The sequence below is a fragment of the Marinactinospora thermotolerans DSM 45154 genome (genome assembly GCF_900167435.1).
Taxonomy (GTDB): Bacteria; Actinomycetota; Actinomycetes; order Streptosporangiales; family Streptosporangiaceae; genus Marinactinospora; species Marinactinospora thermotolerans.
The window spans coordinates 291,692-304,831 of the sequence record NZ_FUWS01000007.1 but is presented as its reverse complement, the minus strand read 5'-3'; the positions used below and the strand labels follow the sequence as shown (position 1 = coordinate 304,831).

The window sequence follows — 13,140 nt, the reverse complement described above, 5'->3', positions numbered from 1 at the left end:
ACAACAACGTGCCGCCGTAGCGTCTTCTGGAAGATCAGGTAGCCGCGGCACTTGCGGAGCTGTCGGGTGTCGCGTCCACCATGGGAACAGGCATCCGACCAGAGAACAGCATGGGGGCCAGAGCGTCGTGCAGTTCGCTCGTGGTCCGGCTGATCTCGGCGTGGAGGCGGGCCTTGTCGTCCAGGGCTTCGAGGGACGCACCGATCTCCTGCTGAACGTGCAGGGGAGGTAGCGCTGTAGGGAGCGACCGCAGTGTGTCCACCGTGAGCGACCGGACCGTGCTTCCGGAGGCGTGTCTGTCGATCCAGTCCTGGATTGGGGGCAGACTCAGGTAGTGCACCAGGTAGACGGGGTCTATGCGATCAGAAGATCGCACCCGCAGCAGTTGAGTGCTGTACAGCCAGTCTCGCTGATCCGAGGTGACCAGGGCGAATCTGCCGATTGTTCCGGTCCTGGTGCCGACGATATCGCCCGAGCGGAGCCGGTAACGGCGCAGTCGTCCAGCCGTCGTGCGGGTGACGTGGGCCAAGCCGGTGTCCGACACCCGCCGGTCGGCGATGTCGCCGGGTCTGACCAGGGGGGTCCCCTGCTCACCGAACTCCCGGGAGGGCAGGCTCGCGCCGGAGGGGCCTGCCTGGATCTCGCAGACCTCTTCAAGCCGGTGTTCGCTCCAGGCATCGGGTAGCGGGCCGATCAGCGAATCCATTTCCGTGCCTCCTGGAGCACCCGATTGGTTCTGGCGTCGATGTAGGGAATCTGTGCCTCCAGAGAGTCCAGCCGTTGGATGAGTGATGTGAGCGCCTCCGCTTGCTCTGCCTGGCTCGTCTGCGGTGCACGTCCGGTCACATAGATCGATGGGCGAAGTGAGTACTTCTTGTCGCGGATCTCCTGAATCGTCGCGACGTGGCTGATACTCGACGCGTCACTCCCGAAGTCATCTCGCTCCCCGTCACGCCATCCGTTGTAGGCGCGTTGGATGAGTGCGATGTCCTCCTCCTGGAGAGTTCGGGTCGTACGCGAGGCCATACGGCCAAGTCTGCTGGCATCAATGAAGAGGATCTCCTCACACCCGCCTGTCGGAGCCTTCAGTATCCACAGGGTCACGGGGATGGCAGTGTGCTGGAAGAGCTGGCCGGGTAGGGCGATGAGGCATTCCACGGCACCGTCCTCGACCATGTTCGCCCTGATGGCGGCTTCCTTGGCGTTGGCGGAGCTTGATGCGCCGTTGGCCATCACCACGCCCGCCCGACCGTTCGGGGAAAGGCGATCGATCACGTGCTGGAGCCAGCGGAAGTTCGCGTTCTCCTTCGGTGGTTCTCCGTAGCGGAAGCTCTCGTGGGGGGAGCCTTCGGACGGGCCGCTCAGGTTGAACGGCGGATTGGTCAGGACGAGATCTGCGGTGTCGTGTGCGGCGTCGCGGTCCCAGGGAAATCCGGGGCGGGGACCGAACTCGGCCTCGATACCGTGGATCAGCATGTTCATGCCCGCAATACCGAAGACCAGCTCGTTGGGAACGGTACCGCTGACACGGGGGATCCGCGCTGGGTCGGTTTCCGTTCGTACGCGTACGGCCTCGGTGAGGAAGTCGCCTATCCGACAGAAGGGGTCGTACACGCTGTCGAAAGGATTGTCTGGCGTGAGGATGTCCACCATCGTGCGCACCACTGACTCCGGGGTGCGCAGAATCGAGTGGCGGGGGTCCCAGTTTTTCTCCAGGAAGGAGAGAGCGCTGTTGAAGGCGGCCAACAGGATGTCCCGCTCTTGGCCGTGGGTGTCGATCGCGTCGACTCCGCGGACCGCCGTGGTGAAGGCGTCAGGTCCCAGTCCTTGGAGGGCACCAGGGACGAAGGGAGGGAGGTGCTCACCGAAGTCGGCCGCGAACACGGACGCATCAACGGTGCCGTGACCGGTCCGCTCTCGCAGAAGGCTCCACTGGTTGGCATCTGAGGAACGGAGGAAGACGAGTACCGCGATGAGGAGCGCGGACTCGGTGGGCGCGCACAAACCCCGAAGGTCGGCCAACAAACGGAAGACGGCGTTGTCGACGTCGTCGGTGCCGACCGGGGATCGGTGTCCGGGCGCTGACGTCGCTCCCGGGGCGTCGGCGGCCGCTGTGGCGCGCACACGGTCGGCGTAGGTGGCGTCGACAGGTTCGTTCGGGCGGCGGGCCTTGGCCGGGATGGTGCGTGAGGACAGCCAGTCGATGACCTGGTCGAGATCGAAGAGCTCAGACTTCGTGTCCTCCGGTTCGGGGAAGTCATGGTGCCGCTTCTGCCACGTGGTCACCGCGGCCCGGCTGACCCCGGCGTATCGGGCGAGTTGTGCACGCGACACGAGCCTTGGTCCGTTCTGGTCCACGATGGCCTCCCTCAGAAGCTCGGCGGAAGATCGCCCCTGCACATCTGTTCCTTGACCATGAGCACCTCGGGCACCCTGTCCATGGGCTTGATCCCGGACGCGGCCTCGGGGCTGATGTAGGAAAGTACGCGGTAGAGCTTCGCGTGGTCCTTCTCCAGGTGCCGCCGGTGGATGGGCTCGTAGTGCATGATCCGGTTGCGGAAGAGGCGGAGGGATTCCAGTTCCTCATGCAGGGCATCGCGGCGACCTCGGTACCCAGGAAAGGCCTTGCGGAGGACGGGTACCCACAGAGTCCGGTCGTACCGGCGGGCGGTCAGGGAGACCCAGAAACCGAAGGTGAGCTCGGTGATCATGTCGTCCGGTGTGGTTGTTGATTTGCGACGCTGACATGCCTGCCTCGCCTGGTCGACCAGACTGGGACCGGGACGTTGCAACTGCACGCTCTCCCACCAGTCCGCTCGATCGAAGTGGGCGGACAGCTGGTTATGGACGGAGTTGCGCAGTGCCATCTCGAACGTGTGCAGCGGACCGTAGAAGGCCGCCGACACCATGACGTTCCAGTGGTACAGGTTGACGGCCATCGTGACGTCGCCGTCACACCACCGCAGGTAGGGGGCGAGGCGAGGGGACGAGTACGCGGAGACCATCCATTCCGGGATGCCGGGGCTCACGATGACCTTCGTTCTATCTCGACTGAGGGCACGAGAGGACAGGGACGAGGGGGTTTGGTATCGTTGCCGGTGTAAGCCCCGGGTTCGCCTCTGCATTGCACGCCACCCGGGGCACGGCTTTATCCGGGGTCAGGGCACGCGGGCTCGGCCCCGATCAATCCGCCTGGAACGCGATCGCGTGCACCATCCTTCGAGAAGAACGGTACAGATAGCGATCACGTCGGTCAAGCGCACTCCAGTGCGCGAAGTTTGTTAACGCGTACTCTGTGGCGCAACCCTCGTTAACACGTGCGGAGGAGACCGTCAGCACTCGATCACGTTGACGGCGAGGCCGCCGCGGCTGGTCTCCTTGTACTTGTCGTGCATGTCGCGGCCGGTGTCCCGCATGGTCGTGATGACCTTGTCCAGCGACACGAAGTGGCTGCCGTCGCCGCGGAGCGCGATCTTGGTGGCGCTGATGGCCTTCACCGCGGCCAGCGCGTTACGCTCGATACAGGGAACCTGGACCAGGCCGCCGATCGGGTCGCAGGTCAGCCCGAGGTTGTGCTCCATCGCGATCTCGGCCGCGTTCTCGACCTGGGCGGGGGTTCCGCCAAGCGCCTCGGCCAGGCCACCGGCGGCCATCGAGGACGCGGAGCCGACCTCCCCCTGGCAGCCGACCTCGGCGCCCGAGATCGACGCGTTCTCCTTGAACAGGATGCCGATGGCGCCGGCCGTGAGCAGGAACCGGACCACCCCATCGTCGTCGGCGCCCGGCATGAAGTGCAGGTAGTAGTGCAGGACCGCGGGAACGATGCCGGCGGCGCCGTTGGTCGGCGCGGTCACCACGCGCCCTCCCGCGGCGTTCTCCTCGTTGACCGCCAGCGCGTACAGCGTCACCCAGTCGCTGCCGCGCATCGGATCACCGGTCAGATCGGGTCCCGGAGCGAGCAACCCGGACTCGTCACAGCGCCCGCCCAGCTGGCGGTACAGGCGGTGGGCGCGCCGGGGCACCTTCAGCCCGCCGGGCAGTGTGCCCTCGGTCGACACGCCGCGGCGCACACACTGGCGCATCGCCCGCCAGATCTCCAGCAGCCCCGAACGGATCTGTCCGGGGTCACGGCCGAACGCCCGCTCGTTGGCGAGCATGATCGCGCTGATCGACATGCCGGTGTCACGGCACAGCGCGAGCAGCTCCGCGGCCGTGGTGAACGGGTAGGGCAACGGGGTGTCGTCGGGTTTGATCCGGTCGGCGCCGACGGCCTCCTCGTCCACGACGAACCCGCCGCCGACGGAGTAGTAGACGGCGCTGTGCAGAGGGGTGCCGGCGGCGTCGAGGGCGGTGAAGCGCATGCCGTTGGGATGGCCCGGAAGACGTTCCCGCCGCCGGAATTCCACGTGTTCGCGGGGCGCGAAGGCGATCTCGTGCTCGCCGCCGAGCGCGAGACGCCCTCGGGCGCGCACCCGCTCCAACCGCTGGGGCACGGAGTCGACGTCCACCCCCTCGGGCGTCTCACCGAGCAGCCCCAAGATGACGGCGGTGTCGCTGCCGTGGCCCTTGCCGGTGAGCGCGAGCGAACCGTACAGGTCGGCGCGTACCGTGGCGACGCGGGGCAACAGGCCGAGCCCGGCCAACCCGTCGACGAAGGCGCGGGCCGCCCGCATCGGGCCGACCGTGTGCGAACTGGACGGCCCGATGCCGATGCTGAAAAGGTCGAAGACACTGATGGCCATGGGTTCCCCCTGAAATCCTGCGGCGGGGTCGGGCCGCTCGGCGTGCGCGGGGCCGGCTTGTGGCCGGACCCCGCGCGTGTCTCCACCGGGAAGGGGATCGCCCGCCGAGGGCGCTACAGACCCGGGTAGAGCGGGTACTTGCGGACGAGCGCGTTGACGCGGCCCCGCAGCGCCTCGGCGTCGTACTCGGGCTTCAAAGCCGCGGCGATGATGTCGGAGACCTCGGCGAAGTCCTCCTCGCCGAAGCCGCGGGTGGCCAACGCCGGGGTGCCGATGCGCAGCCCCGAGGTGACCATGGGCGGACGCGGGTCGTTGGGAACGGCGTTGCGGTTGACCGTGATGCCGATCTCGTGCAGCCGGTCCTCGGCCTGCTTGCCGTCGAGCTGCGACTCGCGCAGGTCCACCAGCACCAGGTGGACGTCGGTGCCGCCGGTCAGGACGTTCACGCCGGCCTCGACCGCGTCGGGACGGGTGAGCCGTTCGGCGAGGATGCGCGCGCCGGCGACCGTGCGCCGCTGCCGGTCGGCGAACTCCTCGCCGGCCGCCACCTTCAAGGCCACGGCCTTGGCCGCGATGACGTGCTCCAGCGGACCCCCCTGCATGCCGGGGAACACCGCGGAGTTGATCTTCTTGCCGTACTCCTCCTTGGCGAGGATCAGGCCGCCGCGGGGACCGCCCAGGGTCTTGTGCGTGGTGGTGGTCACGATGTCGGCGTGCGGCACCGGGTTGGGGTGCAGGCCGGCCGCCACCAGACCCGCGAAGTGGGCCATGTCCACCATGAGCAGCGCGCCGACCTCGTCGGCGATCCGGCGGAACCGGGCGAAGTCGAGCTGGCGCGGGTAGGCCGACCAGCCGGCCACGATGAGCTTGGGGCTGTGCTCCTTGGCCAGGGCCTCGACCTCGTCGTAGTCGACGGTGCCGTCGGACTCGCGCACGTGGTAGGCGACGGCGTTGAGGACCTTGCCGGAGTAGTTGATCCGCATGCCGTGGGTCAGGTGGCCGCCGTGGGCGAGGTCCAGGCCGAGGATGGTGTCGCCCGGCTTGAGCAGCGCGAAGTAGACCGCGGTGTTGGCCTGGGCGCCGGAGTGCGGCTGGACGTTGGCGTGCTCGGCCCCGAACAGCTCCTTCGCGCGGTCGATCGCGAGCTGTTCGACGACGTCCACGTACTCACAGCCACCGTAGTAGCGGCGGCCGGGGTAGCCCTCGGCGTACTTGTTGGTCAGCACCGACCCCTGCGCCTCCAGAACCGCCTGGGGGGCGAAGTTCTCGGAGGCGATCATCTCCAGGGTGTCGCGCTGGCGGCCGAGTTCGGCGCCGACGGCCTTGGCCACCTCGGGGTCGAGTTCGGCGAGTGACTGGTCGAGCAGGTTCTTCTCGGCGGCCATGTGGTTAACCTTCACCTTCGGTGAGCTGCGTGTACTGCTCCGGGGTGAGTAGATCGGTCGGTTCCTCGGCGAGTTCGACCTTGAACAGCCAGCCCTGGCCGTAGGGGTCCTCGCCGATGATCGCCGGATCGCCCACCGCGGTGGGGTTGACCTCCACCACCTCGCCGTTGACGGGGGAGTAGATGTCGCTGACCGATTTGGTGGATTCGACCTCGCCACAGGTGTCACCCGCCGCGACCGTCGCACCGACCTCCGGGGGCTCCACGTAGACGATGTCGCCCAGGGCCTCGGCGGCGTACTCCGTGATGCCGACGGTGGCGACTCCGTCGCTGATGGCCACCCACTCGTGTTCGCTCGTGTAACCCAGCTCCGCGGGAACGCTCAATTCAACTCTCCAGGAGGTTTTCCATTATCCAGCACGGCCGACGACCGGCGCGCGCAGCCTCGACCCGTCCGGTCCGCGGACGGGAACCGCGGACCGGACGGGCCACACCTCGGATGGTCTAGCGCTCCCGCCGGTAGAACGGAAGCTCGACCAGGTCGACCACCTCTGCCCGGCCACGCACGTCCACCGCGAAGGTCCCGCTCGCGGTGTCGACGTCGGCGTCGACGTAGGCCACCGCGACCGGCTTGCCCAACGTGGGGGACGGCGCGCCACTGGTGACCGTGCCGACCTGCTGATCGTCGCGCATGACGGCGTACCCCTGCCGGGGAACGCGCCGACCACGGCCGACGAGGCCGACGAGTTTGCGAACGGGGCCGCTTTCGGCCCGGGCGGCGAGGGCGGCGCGGCCGACGAAGTCGCCGGGCTTGTCGAGTTTCACGACGCGGCCCAGCCCCGCCTCGTAGGGGGTGACGTCGGTGCTCAGCTCGTTGCCGTACAGCGGCATGCCGGCCTCCAGGCGCAGCGTGTCGCGGGCGGACAGGCCGGCCGGAAGCAGCCCGTGCGGCCGTCCCGCCGCCACGAGCGCCTCCCACACGGCGGGCGCCTGGTCGCCGGGGCGCAGGAAGATCTCGAATCCGTCCTCGCCGGTGTAGCCGGTGCGGGCCAGCAGGACCGGCTGCCCGGCGACGGTGTGCCGGTAGCCGGCGTAGTACTTGATGGTGTCCAGGTCCGCGTCGGTGAGCGGGGCCAGGATCTCGGCGGCCCGGGGACCCTGGATCGCGATGAGCGCGTAGTCGGCGGACTCGTCGGAGATCTCGGCGTCGAGGCCGGCGGCGCGCTCCCGCAGCGCGGCGGCGACGACGGCGGTGTTGGCGGCGTTGGCCACGACGAGGAACTCCTCGCCGGCCAGGCGGTAGACGATGAGGTCGTCCAGCACGCCGCCGTCGGCGTCGGTGATCATCGTGTAACGGGCGCGCCCCACGGTCACCGCGGACAGGTGACCGACCAGCGCGTAGTCGAGCGCTTCGGCGGCCTGCGGTCCGGCGACGTGGATCTCGCCCATGTGGGACAGGTCGAACAGGCCGGCGGCCTCGCGTACGGCCTTGTGCTCGGCGGTCTCGCTGCCGTAGCGCAGGGGCATCGCCCAACCGGCGAAGTCGACCATGGTCGCGCCGAGCCGTTCGTGGACCTCGTGCAGCGGGGTGGTGCGGGTGGTGGGCTCCGTCATGGGCGCTCCCGAGAGGATGGACGTCGTTGTTCCACAGGCGTTGCCATCCTCCCCCTCTGTCATCGGGGCCTGAGAGCTTCACCGCGCCGTGACGCGGTTTGCACCTTCGGCGAGGGGCACGCCCCTGCTTTCCAGAGTGGTCTCGCCCGTACGGTCCGTGCGCCTGAGAGGTTGTGGGGAGGGATTGCTCCTTCGGCGGTCCGCGCAGGCTGCGTGGACGCTCTCCCGTGCGGGGTCGGCGACCGCTCGCCAGCCTAGCAGCGCCCGCCCGGCTTGTCCGGACCCGGAGGGGGCGCCGGCACGGCCGGCCCGCCGCCCGGGGAGGGGGCGGCGGGCCGGGGCGGGACCGCCGCGGGTCACCGTTGGGCAGCGGCCACCTGGTCGGGGGAGGGGGCCCTGGTCACGAGGCTGACGGCGACCAGGGCGACCAGCGCCGCCGGCAGGGCCACGATGACCCCGTTGAGGTCGCCCGGCGTCCCGGCCAGTTCCCAGCCGATGGTCGTCAGGGCGCCGACCAGCAGGGCGGCCGCCGCGCCGGCGGTCGTGGCCCGCCGCCAGAACAGCACCGCGAAGACCACCGGGGTGATCGCGGCACCGTAGATGGTGTAGCTGTACATCTGCAGCTCCAGGACCGTGGGGAAGAACAGGCCGAGCGCGAAGGCCGCCACGGCGATCCCCAGGACCGCGCCGCGCTGCACCAGGAGCCGGGCGCGGTCTCCCGGTTCCTGCTTGGCGAAGCGGACCCACAGGTCGTAGGTGATGTTCGAGGCGCCGGAGAGCATGAAGGACGACGCCGTGGTGATCACGAAGGCCACCGCTCCGGCGAGGAGGAGGCCGCCGATGACGGCGGGCAGGTACCCCTGCGAGGCCAGGCCCAGCACCGACAGGTCACCGTTGATCCCCGGCATCAGGATGGCGGCGGCGGAGGCCAGCAGGACGACGGGGACGATCACCAGGAAGCTGGTGTAGAACATCCCGAGCGTCGAGGAGCGCGCGGCGCGCTCATCACTGGCCGCGGTCATGCGCTGGTAGATGTTCTGGTCGGCGAGCAGCAGCAGGAACAGCGGCAGGAAGTAGCCGAGCAGCTGGAGACCGGACAGGCCGCCGCTGAAGGTGGTGGCGTGCTCGGGCAGCGCCGCCCAGTAGGCGCCGGGCCCGTCGACGGCGGCGAAGACCAGCGGCAGCGAGACCAGCAGGGCGAACAGGATGAGGATGCCGGAGACGAAGTCGGTGTAGGCGACGGAGAACATCCCGCCCGTGACGGTCAGCACCGTGACGACGACGGCCACCAGGATCGTCCCCTGGGTGGGGCTCAGCGGGGTCACCAGGCTCACGACGTAGCCGCCGCCCATGAACTGGGAGGCGACCAGGCCGAGGTAGGCGACCGTCGTGACGATCGCGGCGACGGTGCGCACCCCCGTGCCGAACCGGGCCTCCAGCAGCTCGGGGATGGTGTAGCGCGAGGCGCGGCGGATGCGCCGGGCGATCAGGACGAGGACGAGGATGCCGCAGGGGGTGCCGGCGAAGAAGACCATTCCGGCGAGCGGGCCGTAGGTGTAGGCGAAGTTCGCGCCGCCGATGATCGTCCCCGATCCGACCCAGGTGACCAGCATCGTGATGATCATGACGGGCCGGGGCAGGCTGCGACCGGCGAACATGAAGTCGTCGCCGCCGCCGATGCGACCGGAGCGCAGGAAGAAGAACGCGACGCCCAGCATGAGGACGAGATAGACGCAGAGGATGACAAGGTGAATGGTGTGCACGGGGCCGCCTTGGAACCGGGGAGAGGACCAGCCGAGTTCGCACGATGAAAGCAGTGTCGCATCCCACAATGCAACATTTATTGCAGATAGTGTGACGCGGAACACCCTCGGCGAGACCTTCCCGGCCGGGCCTCCCGTCCCGCCGCGCGCCTCCTCAGAAGAGGCCGGCCTGCTCCCACAGGCGCTCGTTCTCGCGCGCCGCGCGCAACGCCCTCTCGCCGCCGACCCGCGCCAGCTCGGCCAGGATCGCGTGCACCACCGTCATCACCGGGGCGAGGGAGGGGAACATCCCCGCCCCCTCGCTGGGCACCAGGACCACGTGCGCGGCCGTCTCCACCAAGGGGGAGTCCCGGCGGTCGGTGAGGACCGCGGTCCGCACCGACCGCCGCACCGCGATCTCGGCGGCCGAGGCGATCGCCCGGGGCAGCCGCCACAGGTCGCACAGGATCAGCAGGTCCCCCTCCCCCATCCGGGCCAGGTCGCTGACCAGCCCGGTCCCCCCGGACTGGCGCATCTCCACGTCGTAGCCCATGATCCCCGCCGCGTGGGCGAGCTGTAGGCCCGGCGCCGCGAAGGTGCCCGAACCCAGGACCAGGGTCCGTCGCGCCCCGTGGAGCGCCGCGGCGATCGCGCGCACGGCCGCGACGTCCAGCGTGGCCGCGAGCATCCGCAGCGCCTCGCGATCCGAGCGGACCGCGGCCTGGACGGGATCCGCGTCGGAGGGGGCGTGCTCGGCCAGCACCTCGCCCGCGCTCAGGGAGGCCAGGTAGCGCGAGCGCAGTTCGATGCGGAGCGCGGGCCAGCCCGCGAAGCCGAGGTGCTGCGCCGCGCGTACCACGGTGGCCACGTTCACCCCGGCGCGCTCGGCGAGCTGGGAGGTGGTGGCGTAGGAGGCGAACCGGGGCTCGTCGCGAAGGACCCGGATCACCTGTTCGCCGGCCCTGCCCAGCCGGCCGCCGGCCAGTGCCTCCTCGATCCAGTCGGGCATGGTCTCCCTCGTCCTCCGCGGCGTGGTCGGCGCCGGTCCGGCTCCCTGTCGGACGGCACCCATGATTCCCCGTCGGTCCGGCGTGCCGTGCCGGCCCCTCGGGGGTCTTCCCCGAGCCTCTTGTGCAACATATATTGCACAAGGGCGCGGTCCTTTGCCGTGCCCGAGCACACCACCGGAGGAAACCCATGTCGACCCGACCGGTCCTGTTCACCGACGCCAACCTCATCGATCCCGAGGCCGGGACCGCGCGCCCCGGATCGTGGCTGCTGGTCCGGGACGGGCTGATCGCCGACCACGGGACCGGGACGGCGCCCGGAGCCGACGCCGACGTGATCGACCTGGCCGGCGCCAGCCTGCTGCCCGGTCTCGTCGACGCCCACGTCCACGTCACGGCGCTCAGCGCCGACCTGGGATCCGTCTCCGACCGGGCACCCTCCTACGTCGCCGCCTACGCGGCCCGCGCCCTCTCCGACATGCTGCGACGGGGCTTCACCACCGTCCGCGACGTGGGCGGAGGCGACCACGGCCTCGCCGACGCCATGGCCGACGGACTGTTCGTCGGCCCCCGCCTGATCTTCGGGGGCAAGGCGCTGTCGCAGACCGGGGGGCACGGGGACTTCCGGCCGCGCGGCCGGCACGTCCACGACGACCACGCCTGCTGCCCGGGCGCCGCGATCGTCTGCGACGGCCCCGTCGCGTTCCGCAAGGCCGCCAGGGAACAGCTGCGCACCGGCGCCCACCACGTGAAGATCATGCTGTCGGGCGGCGTCGCCTCACCCACCGACCGGATCGACTCGGTGCAGTCCGCCGACGACGAGATCCGCGCCGTCGTCGAAGAGGCCGAGGCCGCCAACCGCTACGTCACCGGTCACGCCTACACCGCCCGCGCGGTCAACCGCGGCCTGCGCCTGGGGGTCCGTTGCATCGAACACGGCAACCTCATCGACGAGAGCAGTCTCGACCTCTTCCGCGAACACGACGCCTACCTCGTCCCCACCCTCGTCACCTACCAGGAACTGGCACGTCAGGGCGCCCGCAACGGTCTGCCCCGCGAGAGCCAGGACAAGGTCGACACCGTCCTCACCCGCGGGCTGGACGCGCTGCGCATGGCCCACGAGGCGGGGGTCAACCTCGTGTTCGGCACCGATCTGCTCGGGGGGATGCAGGCCCACCAGAACGAGGAGTTCGCGATCCGGGCGCAGGTACAGCCCGCCCCGGCCGTCCTGCGCTCGGCCACGGTCACGGCCGCACGGCTGCTCGGCCTGGAGGGGCGGATCGGAACGGTCCGGCCCGGCGCGCACGCCGACCTCATCGTGGTGGACGGCGACCCCCTCCAGGACGTCACCGTGCTCGCCTGCCCCGAGGAGAACCTGCGGCTGGTGATGGCGCAGGGAATCGTCCGCCACGGACAGGTCGGCTGAGACGCGGCCGAACGTCGGGAGGCGGCACGGCCGGGTACGGACGGCCACCCGCGCCCGAACGTCCGACGACGAACCGACCGGCGCCGCCGGCCCGGCGGCGCCGGGGAGGGGTCAGCCGGTGGTCTTGCGCCGCCGCCGGACCGCCTCGGCCAGTCCCACGAGCACGTCCTCGGTGGTCTCCCAGCCCATGCACTTGTCGGTGATGCTCTGACCGTAGGTCAAAGAGGCCGGGTCGCCGAGCTTCTGGGCCCCCTCGACCAGGAAGCTTTCGAGCATGACGCCGATGATGCCCCGCTGTCCGTCGGCGACCTGGGCGCAGATGGCCTCGGCGACCCCCGGCTGGCGGCGGTGGTCCTTGCCGCTGTTGGCGTGGCTGGCGTCGATCATCAGACGACGCGGAAGACCGGCCGCGCCGATCACGTCCAACGCCGCGTTCACGTTGTCGGCGTCGAAGTTGGGGCCCGAACGGCCGCCGCGCAGGATGACGTGGCAGTCGGGGTTACCCGACGTGGTGACGACCGCGCCGGCGCCGGTGGGGTCCACCCCGAAGAAGGTGTGGGAGGCGGCGGAGGCGCCGCAGGCGTCCACGGCCACCTGGACGTCGCCGTCGGTGCCGTTCTTGAAACCGACCGGCATGCTCAGGCCGCTGCCGAGCTGGCGGTGGACCTGGCTCTCGGTGGTGCGGGCACCGATCGCGCCCCACGCCACCGCGTCGGCGATGTACTGCGGGGTGATCGGGTCGAGGAACTCGGTGCCGGCGGGGATGCCGAGCGCGCCGATGTCGAGCAGCAGTTGGCGCGCCGTGCGCAGGCCGCGGTGGACGTCGTAGCTGTCGTCCAGGCCGGGGTCGTTGATGAGGCCCTTCCAGCCCAGCGTGGTGCGCGGCTTCTCGAAGTAGACGCGCATCACGACACGCAGCTCGTCGTTGACGGAGGGGATGAACGCCTTGAGGCGCTGGGCGTAGTCCAGCGCCGACACCGGGTCGTGAACCGAGCAGGGACCGACCACGACGAGCAGGCGGTCGTCGTGGCCGTCGAGCACGTTCTTGATCTCGGCGCGTGCCTCGGCGACCAGGGCGGTGCGCTCCGGACCCATCGGCAGCTCGGCCAGGATGTCCTGCGGCGCGACGAGCGGTTGGTAGCTCACGACACGGGTGTCATTGGTACTCGGCATGTCTTCCTTCATCCCTCTCCGATGGGCCCACTCGAAACACTAACGCGCTGAC

Annotated in this window: 11 protein-coding genes and 1 riboswitch; of the genes, 1 reads left to right on the top strand and 10 read right to left on the bottom strand. The window is 69.8% G+C overall.

The features are described 5' to 3' along the window. Positions 1-34: 34 nt before the first annotated feature. The 9 genes from B5D66_RS14830 to B5D66_RS14790 form a co-directional block, all read right to left on the bottom strand. Positions 35-706: a restriction endonuclease subunit S gene (locus B5D66_RS14830; protein WP_078762322.1), complete on the bottom strand. Its 672-nt coding sequence runs from the start codon at positions 704-706 to the stop codon at positions 35-37. Further along, positions 694-2,358, bottom strand: a complete 1,665-nt coding sequence (locus tag B5D66_RS14825) for an N-6 DNA methylase (RefSeq protein WP_144390139.1) — start codon at positions 2,356-2,358, stop codon at positions 694-696. The genes B5D66_RS14830 and B5D66_RS14825 overlap by 13 nt, the downstream gene beginning before the upstream one ends. Before the next feature lie 11 nt (positions 2,359-2,369). Further along, positions 2,370-3,029, bottom strand: coding sequence for a hypothetical protein (locus B5D66_RS14820; protein ID WP_144390138.1), 660 nt, complete (start codon positions 3,027-3,029; stop codon positions 2,370-2,372). A gap of 303 nt (positions 3,030-3,332) precedes the next feature. Next, positions 3,333-4,742 carry an L-serine ammonia-lyase gene (locus tag B5D66_RS14815; protein ID WP_078762320.1) on the bottom strand — a complete coding sequence of 470 codons (1,410 nt, stop codon included), beginning with the start codon at positions 4,740-4,742 and terminating at the stop codon, positions 3,333-3,335. Between the two features lie 113 nt (positions 4,743-4,855). Continuing rightward, a complete protein-coding gene (glyA, locus tag B5D66_RS14810; protein WP_078762319.1) occupies positions 4,856-6,127 on the bottom strand; it encodes a serine hydroxymethyltransferase in 1,272 nt (423 codons plus the stop codon). A 4-nt stretch (positions 6,128-6,131) separates the two neighbouring features. After that, positions 6,132-6,512, bottom strand: a complete 381-nt coding sequence (gene gcvH, locus B5D66_RS14805) for a glycine cleavage system protein GcvH (RefSeq protein WP_078762318.1) — start codon at positions 6,510-6,512, stop codon at positions 6,132-6,134. 118 nt (positions 6,513-6,630) lie between these two features. Beyond that, the gene (gene gcvT / locus B5D66_RS14800) at positions 6,631-7,740 is read right to left on the bottom strand and encodes a glycine cleavage system aminomethyltransferase GcvT (protein WP_078762317.1); all 1,110 of its coding nucleotides are present in this window, start codon (positions 7,738-7,740) and stop codon (positions 6,631-6,633) included. A 46-nt stretch (positions 7,741-7,786) separates the two neighbouring features. Next, positions 7,787-7,885: riboswitch (glycine riboswitch) on the bottom strand. Between the two features lie 211 nt (positions 7,886-8,096). Next, complete coding sequence (locus B5D66_RS14795; RefSeq protein ID WP_078762316.1) at positions 8,097-9,503, bottom strand: sodium:solute symporter family protein; 1,407 nt, start codon at positions 9,501-9,503, stop codon at positions 8,097-8,099. 154 nt (positions 9,504-9,657) lie between these two features. Further along, positions 9,658-10,491 carry a MurR/RpiR family transcriptional regulator gene (locus B5D66_RS14790; protein ID WP_078762315.1) on the bottom strand — a complete coding sequence of 278 codons (834 nt, stop codon included), beginning with the start codon at positions 10,489-10,491 and terminating at the stop codon, positions 9,658-9,660. Positions 10,492-10,679: 188 nt separating this feature from the next. On the opposite strand from B5D66_RS14790, the gene B5D66_RS14785 reads away from it, so the two are divergent. Next, entirely contained in the window at positions 10,680-11,915 is a 1,236-nt protein-coding gene (locus B5D66_RS14785; protein ID WP_078762314.1) for a metal-dependent hydrolase family protein, read from the top strand. Between the two features lie 111 nt (positions 11,916-12,026). On the opposite strand, the gene B5D66_RS14780 is transcribed toward B5D66_RS14785, so the two are convergent. Beyond that, positions 12,027-13,088 carry a 3-deoxy-7-phosphoheptulonate synthase gene (locus tag B5D66_RS14780; RefSeq protein ID WP_078762313.1) on the bottom strand — a complete coding sequence of 354 codons (1,062 nt, stop codon included), beginning with the start codon at positions 13,086-13,088 and terminating at the stop codon, positions 12,027-12,029. Positions 13,089-13,140 lie beyond the last annotated feature (52 nt).